The sequence below is a fragment of the Corynebacterium maris DSM 45190 genome (assembly GCF_000442645.1).
GTDB lineage: Bacteria > Actinomycetota > Actinomycetes > Mycobacteriales > Mycobacteriaceae > Corynebacterium > Corynebacterium maris.
Window position 1 is genome coordinate 424,935 of record NC_021915.1, and the last position, 14,137, is coordinate 439,071.

Below are 14,137 nucleotides of genomic sequence, written 5' to 3' on the forward strand. Positions count from 1 at the left end.
CTCACCCTGTTTTGTGGCTGATTGACCTTCTCAAGAGCGGGCAAGCCCACACACCCACGTTTTCGATTAATTTAATAGAAGTGAACTGGGCGCAGGCCGCCACCATTACAGCCAGGGTTTCTATACCAGCCCGCACCCGTCTCACAACCCTTTTCAAAACACCAAACCGCCTGCCAACCCCTTACAGGGGCCGGGAGGCGGTTCAGGCTTCTCTCGCAGTACCGGGGAAGCGACTCACTCAGCGAGCGGCCCAGCCACGTACTCGTGGCTGAACCCGCTCACCGGCAGCGGACCCAGCTCAACGCTGCAGGCCCTTAAGCCTCCGGTGCCGCCGGGTACACGCCGTCTTCGCCGAGTCGGACGTCCTCGTTGAGCAGGAGGTGAATCTCTGCTTCGTGGGCGCCTTCCTCCGGGAAGCGGCGGCCGTCGATCTGCTGGAACAGCGGGGCGCGGCCGATCATGCCGGCCTGCATGCGGGCGGAGCCGGCACGCAGACGCTCGGTGGCCTTCTTCCGCCACGCGTCGACGTCCAGGCCGGTGTTGGCGACCGCGGCCTCGAAGGTCGACGGGTGGGCGTAGACCACCAGGGCGCCGACGTGGCCGAAGCCCAGGGAGGTCAGGGCGGCCGCCTTCACGGCGCCCTCACCCAGTGCCAGCGGGGCACGCAGCCACACCAGGTTCTTGGACTTCTCCTCGATCAGCGGATCCACCGTGTCCAGGGAAGCGTTCTGCGGGAGCGTGCCGGTGCGCAGCACGTCCATCAGTCCGCCGGTCTGGAACAGCGCGGCGCCTGCCTTGGAGTGGCCGGTGAGCGACTTCTGGGAAATCACGTACAGCGGCTTGTCCGGGTTGCGCCCGATGGCCGGCCACAGGATGGAGTGCAGCTCGGATTCGTTCGGGTCGTTGGCGTTGGTCGAGGTGTCGTGCTTGCTCAGTACGGACACGTCGTCCGGGGTCAGGCCCAGGGACTTCAGCGACTTCGCCAGCTTGGAGCGCGTGCCGCCGCGGCCCGCGCCCAAAGCGCCCAGGCCGGGGGCCGGGATGGAGGTGTGCGCGCCGTCGCCGTAGGAGGCGGCGTGCGCCACCACGGCGTGGACCGGCAGGCCCATCTCCGCGGCCACGGAGCCGCGGACCAGCAGCACGGTGCCGCCGCCCTCGGCCTCGAGGAAGCCGCCGCGGCGACGATCGTTCGCACGCGAGATGAAGCGGTTGTCGATGCCCTTGTCGGTCATCGCTTTCGTCTCCGCGGTGGCGTTCATGTCGCCGAAGCCGACCAGGGACTCGACCTGGACGTCGTCGATGCCGCCGGCGATGACGAAGTCGGCCTTGTCCAGCTTGATCTTGTCCACGCCCTCCTCGATGGAGACCGCGGCCGTGGCGCAGGCGCCGATCGGGTGGATCATGGAGCCGTAGCCGCCCAGCAGGGCCTGCATGGTGTGCGCGGCGACGACGTTCGGCAGGGCTTCCTGCAGGATGTCGCCCGGGCGCTCCTCACCCAGGAAGCGGGTGACGAAGACCTTGTGCAGGGACTCCATGCCGCCGATGCCGGTGCCTTGGGTGGTGGCGACGTCCAGCGGGTGGACGGTCTGCAGGAGCTCGGCGGGGGAGAAGCCTGCGTTGATGAAGGCGTCGACGGCGGTGACCAGGTTCCACAGGGCCATGCGGTCGAGCGAGTCGACCATGTGGTCCGGGATGCCCCACTTGGTGGCGTCGAAGTCGTCCGGCATCTGGCCGGCGACGGTGCGCGACAGGGTGGCCTTGCGCGGCACGTGCGCGGTGGCGCCCTGCTTGCGCGTGACGGTCCACTCGCCGTCGACCTCGACGACCTCGGTGAAGTCCGGATCGGCTTCCTCGATGTCGCGGGCCTCGGCCTCGTCGGCGACGGTGAAGGTGATGTCGCGGTCGAGGAAGACCTGGGTCAGGTCGATGGAGCCCTGGTCGACGAGGTGGTACTTGTCGGTCAGGGTGCGCACGCCGGAGCGGGCGACGACTTCATCGCGGAAGCGGTCGTAGATGTCCTCTTCGGCGATCTCGGAGCCGTCGGCGTCATACCAGCCCGGCTTCGGGTCCTCGTTCCATTCGACCAGGCCCATCATCCAGGCCAGCTCAAGCACGCCGGCGGCGGTCAGCTCGACGCTGCCGTCGCGCTGGATGCCGTACTCGGCCTGGAAGCGGGTGCGGCCGGATCCCCACGCGGAGACCTCGCCGACGCCGGCGATGACGACCATGTCGTCCAGGTCGGCGGTGACTTCGCCGACCTCGACGCCGGTGACCTGGGTCGGGTTGTCGACGTTCGGCAGGGCCGGGATGGTGACCGGCTCGACCTCGAAGTCCGGGCCTTCGGCCGGATCGTCGGCCGCGTCCTCGCGGGCCTGGGCGGCCAGCTCGGTGATGGACACCGGGGTGGAGCCCAGTCCGCCGGTCAGGTCGGCCTCGACCGGCGCCTCGGAGGCCTTCGCGCGGGTCTCCGCGGACGCCAGCGTCATGAGCTCGGAGGAGATCTCCTCCGGGGTCCAGACGTGGATGCCGGCCTTTTCGGCGGCCGGGATGATGGCGTCGTTGCCGCCCATCAGGTTGGTGCCGGAAACCCAGCCGATCTTGGCCTGGGCCAGGGTCACCCCGGCCGGCCAGCCGGCCTCGGCGGACCACTTGGCCAGGATGGCGTCCAGGGCGGACTTGACCTCGCCGTAGGCGCCGTCGCCGCCGAACATGCCACGGTTGGGCGAGCCCGGCAGGACGATGTGGGCACGGGTGTCCACGGCCTGCTGCGCCAGCTCAGACAGCCCGGCGATGGTGCGCTCGACGGACCACAGCAGCAGACGCGTCTGGTTTTCCGCGGCCGGGCCGGCGTCAGCCAGCGAACCGGAGACGCTCGGTGCGGCGAACGGGAACGCCAGGGTCGGGGTCAGGGCCGGTTTGGTGACCTTGACCTCGTTACCCACGGACTCCTTCTGCTCGTTGCCGATCCAGTCGATCAGGGAATCGATGTCGCGGTAGGAGGACAGGTTCGCCGGGACCAGCCAGAGGGCGGAGCCCATGGCGCCGTGCTCGGCGTAGATCTTGCGGGCGAACTCCTTGCGCGACTGGGAGACGCGCGAGGCGGTCATGATGACCGTCGCGCCGCCTTCCAGCAGGCGCTCGACCAGGGCGGTGGCGATGGAACCCGGCGCAGCACCCGTGACGAGTGCGACGTCACCGGCGTACTCGCCCTCGAAGTCCTCCAGGGCGGCCTTCGCGATGTCTTCCATCAGCGCCGGGTCCTTGGCGCCGTTGTCGGCGTACCACTTTGCCTGCGCGGCGACGGTCTCGCCGGTGCCGGTGAAGCGGGAGGCCGGCAGGTCCTTCTGGCCGAGGGAGACGCGCGCGAGATCCTCGCGGGCGATCGCCCAGCGGTCGTCGAAGAGCACGGCCTTGTTGGCGTCGAAGGAGGGGGTGACCAGGTCGACCCAGTTGGAGCCGAGTTCGGCTTCGACGGCCTCGATGACGGTGGTGTCCAGCGGTTCGCTGGACTCGGTCTTCGGGGTCAGTCCCAGCTGGTCGAGGACGGTGCGGGCCGCGGTGGCCAGCACGCCGTCGGCGCCGGTGACGGACTCGGCGTACTCGTTGAGCGCCGCGGAGTCGACGACTCCGCCGCCACCGCCGGATCCGCCCGAGGTCAGCGAGACGCTGACGCCGTTGCGGGCCGCGACGGCCTGGACGGCGGCGTCGATGAGCCCGTCCACGTCCGCCTTGGAGGAGGCGGTCGTGGGCACGGTGGCCAGGGAGCCGCCGCGGACGGAATCCTCGTCGCGGGAGCCGATGAGGATCTCGGCTTCGACGTGGCCGACCCAGGAGGCGGGCAGCGACCAGGCGCCGGTGACGCGCTCGCCGACGTGCGCCGGCTTGTGGCCGGAGGCGCCGAAGAGCTGGCGCAGGCGCGCGGTGACGGCCTCGCCCAGGACAGAGCCGAAGGGGGAGTAGCCCGGGGCGGCGGTCTTGACGCGCTCGCGCAGAGTGGCCACGTCGGCCTCGGCCGCGCCGTCGATGGCGGGCACGCCGATTTCGGCGGACATGTCCATCAGCAGCTGGTTGCGGCGCGAGGACACGCCGTTGGTCAGCTCCTCGACGGTGTCCGAGTCGTTGATCTGGTCCAGGCGGATCTTGTTCTGGAAGGCGAAGAGCACCATGATGGCGTCTGCGGCGCTGAAGCCCAGGTCCGGGGCGTCGGCGCCGGAGCCGCCGCCGGTGGCCGGGGCTGCCGGGGCAGCGGGCTCCGGGGTGGCGGCCGGGGCGGCCTCGGTGACGGTCGCAGAAGTGTCCGCGGCGGCGGCCGGGGCTTCCGGCGCCTCGTCGACGTCGTCTTCGACGACCGGGGCTTCCTGGACGTCGGCGAGCATGACGCGGTCCTGGTCGCGCTCGACGTTGAGCACCGGCAGGTCCACGCCCTCGACGGCCATGGAACGCTTCGCCAGGTTGGTCAGCGTCGGGGAGGCGGCCAGGCCGACCTCGATGATCTGCTCGACCTCGCCGAACAGCAGCGACTGGGTGTCGATCCACTGCACCGGGGAGGCGAACTGCCAGCTGAGCAGCTCGATGATCAGCACGCGAGCCAGGGCGTTGTCGTCGGCGAAGTCGGCGACCTTCTTGCCGTTGAGGCGCTCGGACGGGACGGCCGGGGCGATGGATTCGCCGATGGCGTCGATGAAGTCGTCGGTCAGCTCGAACGGGCGGGCGACCAGGTTCGGCACGTAGCGACCGACCAGGGCGTTAAGATCCAGCTCCTCCGGCAGCAGCTCGTCGAGCTTGTCGGCGAAGGCCGGCACGCCTGGCTTGAGCACGGAGGAGTGGAAGGGCACGTCGATGCCCGGGACGGTGACGAATGCACGGTCGCGGACGGCGTTGGCCTTGGCTTTCAGTGCGGCCAGGCCGGCCTTGGTGCCGGCGATGGAGTACTGCTGGCCCTTGATGTTGTAGTTGACGATCTGCAGGAACTCGCCGGTCTCTTCCGACACCTGGGCGAGGTAGTCCTCCACCTCGTCGGCGGCGACGCCGATCATGTTCGGACGCAGCGCGCCCATGCCGTAGTTCGAGCGGCCGTGCTCGTCGCGGTCGACGAGGGTGCCCATGGCGGAGCCGCGGGAGTAGACCACGTCGATGACGGCTTCGAGGTCGAAGATGTTCGCCAGCGAGGCCAGGGCGGTGTACTCGCCGAGGGAGTGGCCGGCGTACATGGAGTTCGACGCCAGGGCGTCGGCCTCGCGCAGACGCTCGGTCTGGGCGTAGGCGACGACGGCGAGCGCGACCTGGGTGAACTGCGTCAGGTGCAGCACGCCTTCGGGGTGTTTGAAGGTGGTGCCACGCACGTTCAGCTCGGTCGGGTTCTCGTCCACGATCTGGCGGATGGAGAAGCCGAGTGCGTCGCGGGTGTGGCGGTCGGCGCGGTTCCAGATCTCGCGTGCTGCGGCAGACGCGTTGCGGTCGCCTTCGCCCATGCCTTCGGCCTGAATGCCCTGGCCCGGGTAGACGTACGCGGTCTTCGGCTGCGCCATGAGCGCCTGGCCGACGGAGACGACCTCGCCGTCGATGCGGCAGGTGACCTCGAAGGCGTTGTGGATGCCCTTGCGGCCGGCGCGCTCGACGGTGATCTCCACCTCGTCGTTGAGCTGGACCATGCCGTACATGGAGTAGGTCCAGCCGACGACGGTGCCGTGCTTGCCCGCCAGGTGCTGGGCGGTGGCAGAGAGCCACATGCCGTGCACCAGCGGGGCGTCCAGGTTGACCAGCTGCGCGGAGTTGTACGAGGAGTGGATCGGGTTGTAGTCGCCCGAGACCAGCGCGAACGGGGTCATGTCGCTCGGTGCGGTGACCACGGCGCGGTCGATGAACGAACGCGGGGTGGCCTCGACCTTGTCGGCGGACTTGCCGCCGCCCCACTCCGGCGCCGGCACCGGGGTGTCGGTGCCGTGGGCGCGGCCGCGGATGGCGAAGCGCTGCATCTGGGTGGCCACCAGCTCGCCGGATTCGCGGTCGAAGAGCTCGAGTTCCACGGTGACGATGCGGCCCGAGGAGGACTCGGCGATGGCGGTGCACTTGGAGGTGACGTCGATGGTGCGGCCGTCGGCAAGTTCTTCGAGCGGGCGGCGCACGTCGACGACGTGGTTGAGGTGCACGGCGTTGAGCAGGCCCTCGATGACGGGGTAGCCGTCTTCGAGCTGGCCGGAGCCCAGCGCGGTGTAGATGGCCGGCCAGCAGGGGCCGACCAGCACGTCCGGGGTGCCCGGATCGACGGTGCCCAGGGCGGCGCCGGTGACGGCGGTGTGCGCGGTCAGCAGCTCCGGGGCGAAGGTGAAGGAGTACTTGGCGATCCCGAAGGGCGCGTCCGCGGACTCGGAGCCCTCGATGATCTGCGGCATCTCTTCGATGTGGTCGCCGTTCTCGGAGATCGAGCCGACGCCGGCCAGGCCCTCGAGCAGGGCGAAGACGGAGTCCGGGAGGCGCTCGTCAGAGACGACCGGGGAGGCGCCGGTGGCCACGGAATCGGGCAGATCCAGCGGCACGGTGACCTCGCGCACGTAGAACGGGCGCTGCTCCTCGGGCAGGTTGTCCCAGTAGGAGTCCGCGGTGATGCGGATGGACCACAGGCCGTCCTCGTCCTGGATCAGGTCGTAGGCGTCTTCGTCCATCTCGTAGGCCGGGTTGGCCATGAGGTGGCCGTGCCAGACGATGGTCGGGGCGGCCTTGATGAACTCCGCGGCGTCCGCGGCGTCCGCCAGGCGGGAGTACTGCTTCTCCGGCTGTGCGCCGGCGGCGGTCAGGGCCTCGGTGGAGCCGGACTCGTAGCGGGCGAGCAGGTCGGCGACCGGCTCGTTCTTCTGGGTGATGCCGGCGACCGCCATCGGGCCCGGGATGATGCGGACCTGATCGGCGGTGTAGCGCTCGTCCTGGGCCTGCCACAGGGTGTCCTTGCCGAACCAGACCGGCAGGTCGCCGTCGATGGCCGGCACCCACGGCATGGGCTTGACGTGCTTGCGGTTGAGCTGGATCCACCATGCGGCGTCGCGCGGGGAGACGATGAACTCCGCGGCCTGCGGGTAGGCGTCCAGCAGCTTCTTCGCGGCGGCCGGGGCGTCGGCGACGTCCTCGACGCCGGGGAACAGGGTCTCGATCTGGCCGTGGTCGGCCTCGTTGAGACGCGCCTCCACGCGGTGCAGCAGGTCGAGGAAACGGTCGTCCCAGGTCGGGTCGACGAAGGGGTGGGCCAGCTCCACGAAGTGGTTGACCCACTCGGCGTAGGTCATCTTCTCCACGTCGCCGAAGTACGGCTTGGAGGTCTTGGCCAGCATCTCGATGATCTCGTCGCGGCGGGCGTCGTAGTCCTCCAAGTCCAGCGAGGTGATGAAGCGCGACGCGGCGGCGAACGAGTTGTCCAGCTCGTGGATGTCGGCCAGCAGGTGCGACTGCGAGGACGCGGCGCCTGCGGCGCCGGTGCCGCGGGCGACCCAGCCGTTGTTGTCGTCCGGGCTGACGCCCTTGGTGTTGACCAGCAGTTCCTTGACGGAATCCGTGGCGGTGGCCTCCTTGGCGGCCATGGCGACGGTGCCGATGAACACGGCGTCGACCGGCATCGCCGGCAGGTCGTACTGCTCGGCCCAGGTACCGGTGACGTAGGTGGCGGCGCGCTCCGGGGAGTAGATGCCGCCGCCGACCATCAGCAAGACGTTCGGGTGCTTGCGGGTCTCCGCGTAGGTCTGGATGAGCATGTCGTCCAGATCGGTCCAGGAGTGGTGGCCACCGGCGTGGCCGTCCTCGACCTGCATGAAGACGTAGGTGTCCGGGTTGGCTGCCGCGATCTTCAGGGTGTCGCGGATCTGCTTGGTGGTGCCCGGCTTGAAGGCGATGTACGGGAAGCCGTCGTCCTGCAGCTGCGTGAGCAGCTCGGTGGCTTCCTCGACCTCCGGGATGCCCGCGGAGATGGTCACGCCGTTGAACGGCGCGCCGGCGGCGCGGGCCTTCGGCACGATGCGGGCCTGACCGAACTGCAGGTTCCACAGGAAACGGTCGAAGAACATGGTGTTGAACTGGGCGGTGCGGCCCGGTTCCAGCAGCTCGACGAGGTCGTCCTTGTGCTTGGTGAACACCTCGTCGGAGTACATGCCGCCGCCGGCCAGCTCGGTCCAGTAACCGGCGTTGGCCGCCGCTGCGACGATGCCGGCGTCGGCGGTGGACGGGGTCATGCCGCCCAGCACGATCGGGGACAGGCCCGTCGCGGTGGAGAAGCGGGTCTGGGTGTAGGTCTTGCCGTCCGGCAGGGTCACCAGGCGCGGGGCGTAGTCCGCGTAGTCGGTGGCCTCCGGCAGCTCGGCGCCCGGGGTGGCCAGGTGGTCGCGCTCGGCGGCGGTGGCGGCGGGCACGACGGCCACGCCGGTGCCGCCCAGCAGCTTCTCGGTCATGCGGCCGAGGCCGCCGTCCAGCGCCAGGGCGTGGGTGACGCCGGCTTCGCGCAGGTCCTTGACCTGGGCGGGCCAATCATGGGACTCGACCAAAATGGCGTTGGCCAATTCGGCTGGGGTCACACCATCGAAGGTGATCCCGCACTGCTCAGCCCACTGCGCGGCGAGATCGGCCGCGGCCTGGTTGCCGGAGTGGTGGAAGGGGTAGGCGACCGGGAGCGCGTCGAAGAGCGGCTCGCGCGGGGAGCCGCCGAACAGGGCGTCCTCCAGCTGGGCGTTGAACAGTTCCGAGTCGGCGGTGATGGCCTCTTCGGCGGCGGCCAGCTGCTCCGGGGCGCCGGAGAGCACGACGTGGGTCGGGCCGTTGGTCACGGCGATCTCGACGCCGTCGATCTCCGCGATCAGCTCGGCGACGACGGCGCGGGGCAGGCCGCGCACACTGAGCATGCGGGCGCGCGGGTCGGTGGCGCCGGCGACGTGGCTGGCGGCGGTGCCCATGAGCACGGCGAAGGCCAGGGCCTGCTTCGGCTGACGCGCGGCGACCACGCCCAGGGAGCCCTGGGAATGGCCGACGAGCTCGGCCTCGGCTAGGTCCAGGCCGAGGTCGCGCAGGTGGTCGACCGCGGCGATCTGGCCCAAGACGATGCCCGGGACGCTGACCGCGGGGTGGGCGTCCATGTCGAGGGCGGTCGCGTCGGCGTCCGCCTCGAGCAGGGATTCCAGGCGCTCGAGGGCGCCCGGGACGGTGGAAGCGATGGTGCGGGCCACCGGGCCGGTGGTGGCGCGGGCCTCTGCGAGGGCCTCAGCCAGTCGACCGACCGAATGGTGGCTGGCGGCGGCGTTGGTGAGCACTGATTGCCACGGGGAACCCTGGCCCGCAAACAGCAGGGCGGGGCGATCCATGGCGAGCAGGGGGGTCAAAGACATGGGGGACGAGGTCCTTACTTTGCTGAACAATAGCTTTCGACTACGCCACCGTAACCTACGGGCGCGTAGATAGTTTAAAACCTTCCTGCCAATGTGGTGAGAATTACGAATGTATAACGGTGGTGGGCGTTTTGCCGCCGAGCCAGTACCTCCCGACCACCCACTTTTTGGGGGAGATGACCTAGAGTCCACACCCGTGACAGAACTCAAGCACTGGCTGAACTACGCCGCCGGCGAAATGGGCATCGAGGCGCACCGCATCCCCGTGGTCATCCTCTCCGCCGTCGGCATCTACCTGGCCTTCCTCCTCCTCGTCCGCGTGTTCACGCCGCGGGTGCTGGCGCAGGTGACCATCTTCGACGCCGTCGTGCTGGTCATGTTCGGCGCCGTCGCCGGCCGCGTGGTCATCGGCCACCCGCCGTCGCTGGCCGCCGGCGTCATCGGCCTGGCCACCCTGATGGTCATGGAGGCCATCTTCGGCGGACTGCGCTCCACCCGCGGCTTCCGCGCTCTGCTCCAGGGCAGCCCCGTGCTCATCGTCGCCCAGGGGGAGATCGTCACCGCCGCACTACGGCGCACCCGCCTGACCTCCCGCGACGTGCACTCCCTGCTGCGCCGCGCCGGAGTGGGCTCTCTGTCGGAGGCCCAGGCCGTGATCGCCGAACCCACCGGGGACATCTCCGTCTTCCGCGTCGGCCAACCCCTCGACCAGGCGGCGCTGCAGGACGTGGTGGGCGCGGAACTGCTGAAGTGAGGCCGGTGTTTTCTGCAGCTGCAGAAAATGGGGCTCACGTGAGTCGGTCGGTGAAGTGGCGGGGGCGACACGTCTGCCTGTCGGCGAGGCATTAACTTTCTGCACGTGCAGAATCGCCGGCAGTCTCGGAACCCCTCACTGAGCTGGCCGCGCGCCGGATTTCCTGTGCTGGTTGGCTGAAATGACATGTTTTCCTACGATCGCGTGGCCACAATGGGGAAGGAACGTGAACCCGACACTTGTTTAGGAGCACTTCCCATGGGTGAAACGATTGCCGGCATCACCGTCCCCGACTCAACGCTGGCCAAAGACGCCACCGCCTTGGTCCGCGACGCCACCAATGACTTGATCTACAACCACTCCCGCCGCACCTTCTTCTTCGGCGCTTTGCGAGGCGAACGCGACGGCGTCGACTACGACCCCGAACTGCTGTACGTGGGGGCCATGCTCCACGACCTGGGACTGACGGAGAAATACCGGAGTAACGACCAGCGCTTCGAGATCGACGCCGCCAACGAGGCCCGGAAGTTCCTCTTGGACAACGGCCTGTCGGACGAGAAAGCTGACACCGTGTGGACGGCGATCGCGCTGCACACCACCCCGGAGATCCCGCTGCACATGGGACCGGAGATCGCCCTGGTCACCCGCGGCGTGGAATATGACGTCATGGGCGTCGACTTCGACACCGTCAGCGACGCCACCCGCGCCGAGGTCGTGGCCGCGCACCCGCGCCCAGACTTCAAAAACGGCATCCTCGCCGCCTTCACCGAGGGGCTCAAGCACCGTCCGGAGACGACCTTCGGCAACGTGAAGGCTGACGTGCTCGCCCACTTCCTCCCCGGCTTCGAACGCGGTGACTTCGTCGAGGTCGTCAAAAACAGCGACTGGCCGGAGTAGGTCACCGTTTGCGGGCCAGCTGTGGAAAAAGATCTGCGGGGTAGTGTTCGCAGCCCGCAGAGTGACGAGATCGTGCCCACAGTGGGGCGCAGGGGCGCCTAAGGGTGGGAAGATTTTCGGCTTGTGGCGCATAATTGCGCGGAGTCGCCCTCTTGGCTGTCCCGGCCGAGCCCTGCGGTGCACCGCTATCCTTTGTTCGGCTCCCAAGCTGCCGGTGACTCAGGCGTGCACATTTCATTGCCCCGAGTAGGGATGGTGGGCGCTGTAGACGAATCGGAGTGCAGATAATTGCACTGCCCGGCGCGCCACCCGGTCAACACAAAGCGCCGGCCTCCCTGCCTGGCAGGGAGGCCGGCGTCGACAAGCGTGACGGATGTCAGGTTAACGCGTGAGCACCCGGGTCTTGGCCCACTTGTCGTTGAGCCCCTGGGTCTTGTCGCCCATGAAGGCGAAGATGAAGATCAGGATGCCGACCAGGTTCGAGGCCCATCCCAAGAACGGGATGGCCGGGATCAACAACCACACGTTACGCAGCGCGGACTTGAGCACCGGCAACCTCTGGCCGTCGGCGTCGACCGCCCGGATCCCGACCGCGCGCTTGCCCAGTGTCTGGAAGTTCGTGGTCTGGCAGAACGTGGCGTAGAAGAAGAACAGCACCGCCGAGAACACCGTCATCGAAGCGCTGAAGGACGTCAGGTCCGTGAGGAAACGGTTGATCTCCGCCTCCGTGTCCGCCTGCGGCGGGGTCGGGATCGTGAAGAAGATGCTGGCGAGGATCGAACCGAGGATGCCGACCACGATGGAGTCGAGGATATACGCGAGCAGACGACGCCACGGTCCGGCGGCGTTCGGGGCGCCGGGGTTCATGTACGTCGGATTCGCCATCGGGGTGCCGTAGTTCGGCCCGCCGTAATTGTTGGTCGGGTACCCCGGCTGGTTGCCGCCGTAGCCCGGGGCGCCGAAGGGATCGTGCCCGTAGGGCGAATACGGGGAGTTCTCCGGGTGGGAGTACGGGTCGTAATTGTTGCCGCGGTTGTAGTCGGGCGGGCCGGGCCGGGAGTCATTCTCGTCGAACGGGTTACCGCCCGGGTTCTGGGGGTGGGACATGTTCGAGGCCTTTCTAAGGGGAGAAAATCCGAAGATTTCACTGCTACGTCAAACGGTAAACGATCCGCCGCCGTAAATCTTCTTCGCCCCCGGCGCCGGGGAGAATCAGGCGAGGGACAAGAAGATCTTCTCCAGGCGCTTTTCGTCCAGCGAGTCCGGGCCCTGTTCCGTGATGCACTTGCGCATCCCCGTCGAGACCACCAGGTAGGCGGCGCGGTTGACGGCGGTGGACACGGCTGAGAGCTGCGTGACGATGTCCTCGCACTCCTCGCCTTCCTCCATCATGCGGATGACGGCGTCGAGCTGGCCACGGGCCCGCTTCAGGCGGGTGGCCGCCGGTTTGATCTCAGCGGGGTCGAGTTGCATGGCTGCGCTCCTAATCTATGAACGGTGATTAATGAATGTTAACAGCCGACCAGGTGAGGTAACCGCCGTCGAGGTTCGCGGCCTCGACGCCTGAGTTCTCCAGCAGGCTCACGGCCACATGCCCGCGCTGCCCGACCCGGCAAAACGCCAGGACCTTCTGATCCGCCAGCTCATCCATACGCCCGTGCAGGTCGTCGACCGGGATGTTGACCGCGCCCGGGATCGTGCCTCGGGCGAATTCGCCCTCGGAGCGCACGTCCACCAGCGTCCAACCGTCGGCGACGGCCTGCTCGACCTCGTGGTACTGGGCGGTCTTCTCGCCGTTGGCCAGGTTGTCGGCGATGAACCCGGCCATGTTCACCGGGTCTTTCGCCGAGCCGAACTGCGGCGCGTACGCCAGCTCCAGGTCCGCCAGGTCGGAGGCGGTCAGCCCGCCGCGCATGGCGGTGGCGATGACGTCGATGCGCTTGTCCGCGCCGGCCTCGCCCACTACCTGCGCGCCCAGGATCGCGTCGTCGGCGGCGTCGACGACCAGCTTCAGGTGGATCTGCGAGGAGCCGGGGTAGTAACCCGCGTGATCCTGCGGGTGCAGGTGGATCACGCGGATATCGCGCTCGGCGGCACGCGCCCGCTTCTCGCTCCAGCCCACCGAGGCGGCCTGCAGCCCGAAGACCCCCACGATGGCGGTGCCAAGGGTCTTCTGCGAGGTCGTCTTGCGACCGGTGATGACGTCCGCGATCAGACGTCCGTGCCGGTTCGCGGTCTGCGCCAGCGGCACCAGCGTGGCGTCGCCCGAGACCGCGTCGCGCTTCTCCGCGGCGTCACCGAGCGCGAAAATCGCCGGGTCGCTCGTGCGCTGCGCATCGTCGACGACGATGCCGCCGCGCTCACCGACCTCCAGGCCGGCCTCTGCGGCCAACTCCGAGGCCGGCCGCACGCCGATCGCCGCGACCACCAGGTCGGCGGGGATGACGCGGCCGTCGCGAAGCTCGACCTGCTTGTCCGTGATGTTCACCGTGTCCGCGCCGGTGAGCACGGTGACGCCGTTGTTCTCCAGGTGCCTTTGCACGTAGATCGCCATCTCCGGATCCAGCGGCGCCATGATCTGTTCCGAGAACTCCAGCACCGTGACGTCGATCCCGCGGTGCGCCAGGTTCTCCGCCAGCTCCAGGCCGATGAACCCGCCGCCGATCAGCGCCGCCGTCTCCATGCCCGCCAACGCCGCGGTGATCCGGTCGACGTCCTCGACCGTGCGCAGCGTGTGCGCCTTTTCGATGCCGGGAATGTTCGGGGTCACCGGCGCCGCGCCGGGGGAGAGCACCAGGTGGTCGTAGGCCTGGGTGACGCGCTCGCCGGTCAGCGTGTTCGTCAACGCGATGGTCTGGGCCGCGCGGTCGATGTCGCTGGCGCGGGTGTTGACGCGCACGTCCAGGTTGAACCGGGCCTTCAGTGACTCCGGGGACTGCAGGAGCAGCTCATCGCGATCTTCGATGACGTCGCCCAGGTAGTACGGCAGGCCGCAGTTGGCGAAAGAGACATAGCCGGACGCTTCGACGACGATGATCTCCATCTTTTCGTCGCGGCGGCGCAGGCGGGTGGCGGTGGACATGCCGCCGGCGACGCCGCCGACGATGACAGTGGTGGTCATGGGGATGTT

The 14,137-nt window shown here is 68.6% G+C and carries 6 protein-coding genes; 2 read left to right on the plus strand and 4 right to left on the minus strand.

Annotated features, from left to right (window positions below):
- Window positions 1–314 precede the first annotated feature (314 nt).
- A complete protein-coding gene (locus B841_RS02040) occupies window positions 315–9,356 on the minus strand; it encodes a type I polyketide synthase (RefSeq protein ID WP_020933820.1) in 9,042 nt (3,013 codons plus the stop codon).
- A gap of 238 nt (window positions 9,357–9,594) precedes the next feature.
- Between B841_RS02040 and B841_RS02045 the strand changes: the two genes are divergently transcribed.
- Window positions 9,595–10,110: a DUF421 domain-containing protein gene (locus B841_RS02045; RefSeq protein ID WP_052337788.1), complete on the plus strand. Its 516-nt coding sequence runs from the start codon at window positions 9,595–9,597 to the stop codon at window positions 10,108–10,110.
- 258 nt (window positions 10,111–10,368) lie between these two features.
- Entirely contained in the window at window positions 10,369–11,007 is a 639-nt protein-coding gene (locus B841_RS02050; protein WP_020933822.1) for an HD domain-containing protein, read from the plus strand.
- 381 nt (window positions 11,008–11,388) lie between these two features.
- On the opposite strand, the gene B841_RS13260 is transcribed toward B841_RS02050, so the two are convergent.
- From B841_RS13260 to B841_RS02065, 3 genes are all read right to left on the minus strand, one after another.
- Window positions 11,389–12,114 carry an RDD family protein gene (locus B841_RS13260; RefSeq protein WP_020933823.1) on the minus strand — a complete coding sequence of 242 codons (726 nt, stop codon included), beginning with the start codon at window positions 12,112–12,114 and terminating at the stop codon, window positions 11,389–11,391.
- A gap of 105 nt (window positions 12,115–12,219) precedes the next feature.
- Entirely contained in the window at window positions 12,220–12,480 is a 261-nt protein-coding gene (locus B841_RS02060; RefSeq protein ID WP_020933824.1) for a metal-sensitive transcriptional regulator, read from the minus strand.
- Between the two features lie 28 nt (window positions 12,481–12,508).
- Window positions 12,509–14,128 carry an FAD-dependent oxidoreductase gene (locus B841_RS02065; protein ID WP_020933825.1) on the minus strand — a complete coding sequence of 540 codons (1,620 nt, stop codon included), beginning with the start codon at window positions 14,126–14,128 and terminating at the stop codon, window positions 12,509–12,511.
- Window positions 14,129–14,137: the final 9 nt, after the last annotated feature.

Excerpts from the sequence above, each read along its gene's own strand:
- B841_RS02040 (WP_020933820.1), bottom strand. The coding sequence starts at position 9,356 with ATGTCTTTGACCCCCCTGCTCGCCATGGATCGCCCCGCCCTGCTGTTT.
- B841_RS02045 (WP_052337788.1), top strand. The coding sequence starts at position 9,595 with ATGGGCATCGAGGCGCACCGCATCCCCGTGGTCATCCTCTCCGCCGTC.
- B841_RS02050 (WP_020933822.1), top strand. The coding sequence starts at position 10,369 with ATGGGTGAAACGATTGCCGGCATCACCGTCCCCGACTCAACGCTGGCC.
- B841_RS13260 (WP_020933823.1), bottom strand. The coding sequence starts at position 12,114 with ATGTCCCACCCCCAGAACCCGGGCGGTAACCCGTTCGACGAGAATGAC.
- B841_RS02060 (WP_020933824.1), bottom strand. The coding sequence starts at position 12,480 with ATGCAACTCGACCCCGCTGAGATCAAACCGGCGGCCACCCGCCTGAAG.
- B841_RS02065 (WP_020933825.1), bottom strand. The coding sequence starts at position 14,128 with ATGACCACCACTGTCATCGTCGGCGGCGTCGCCGGCGGCATGTCCACC.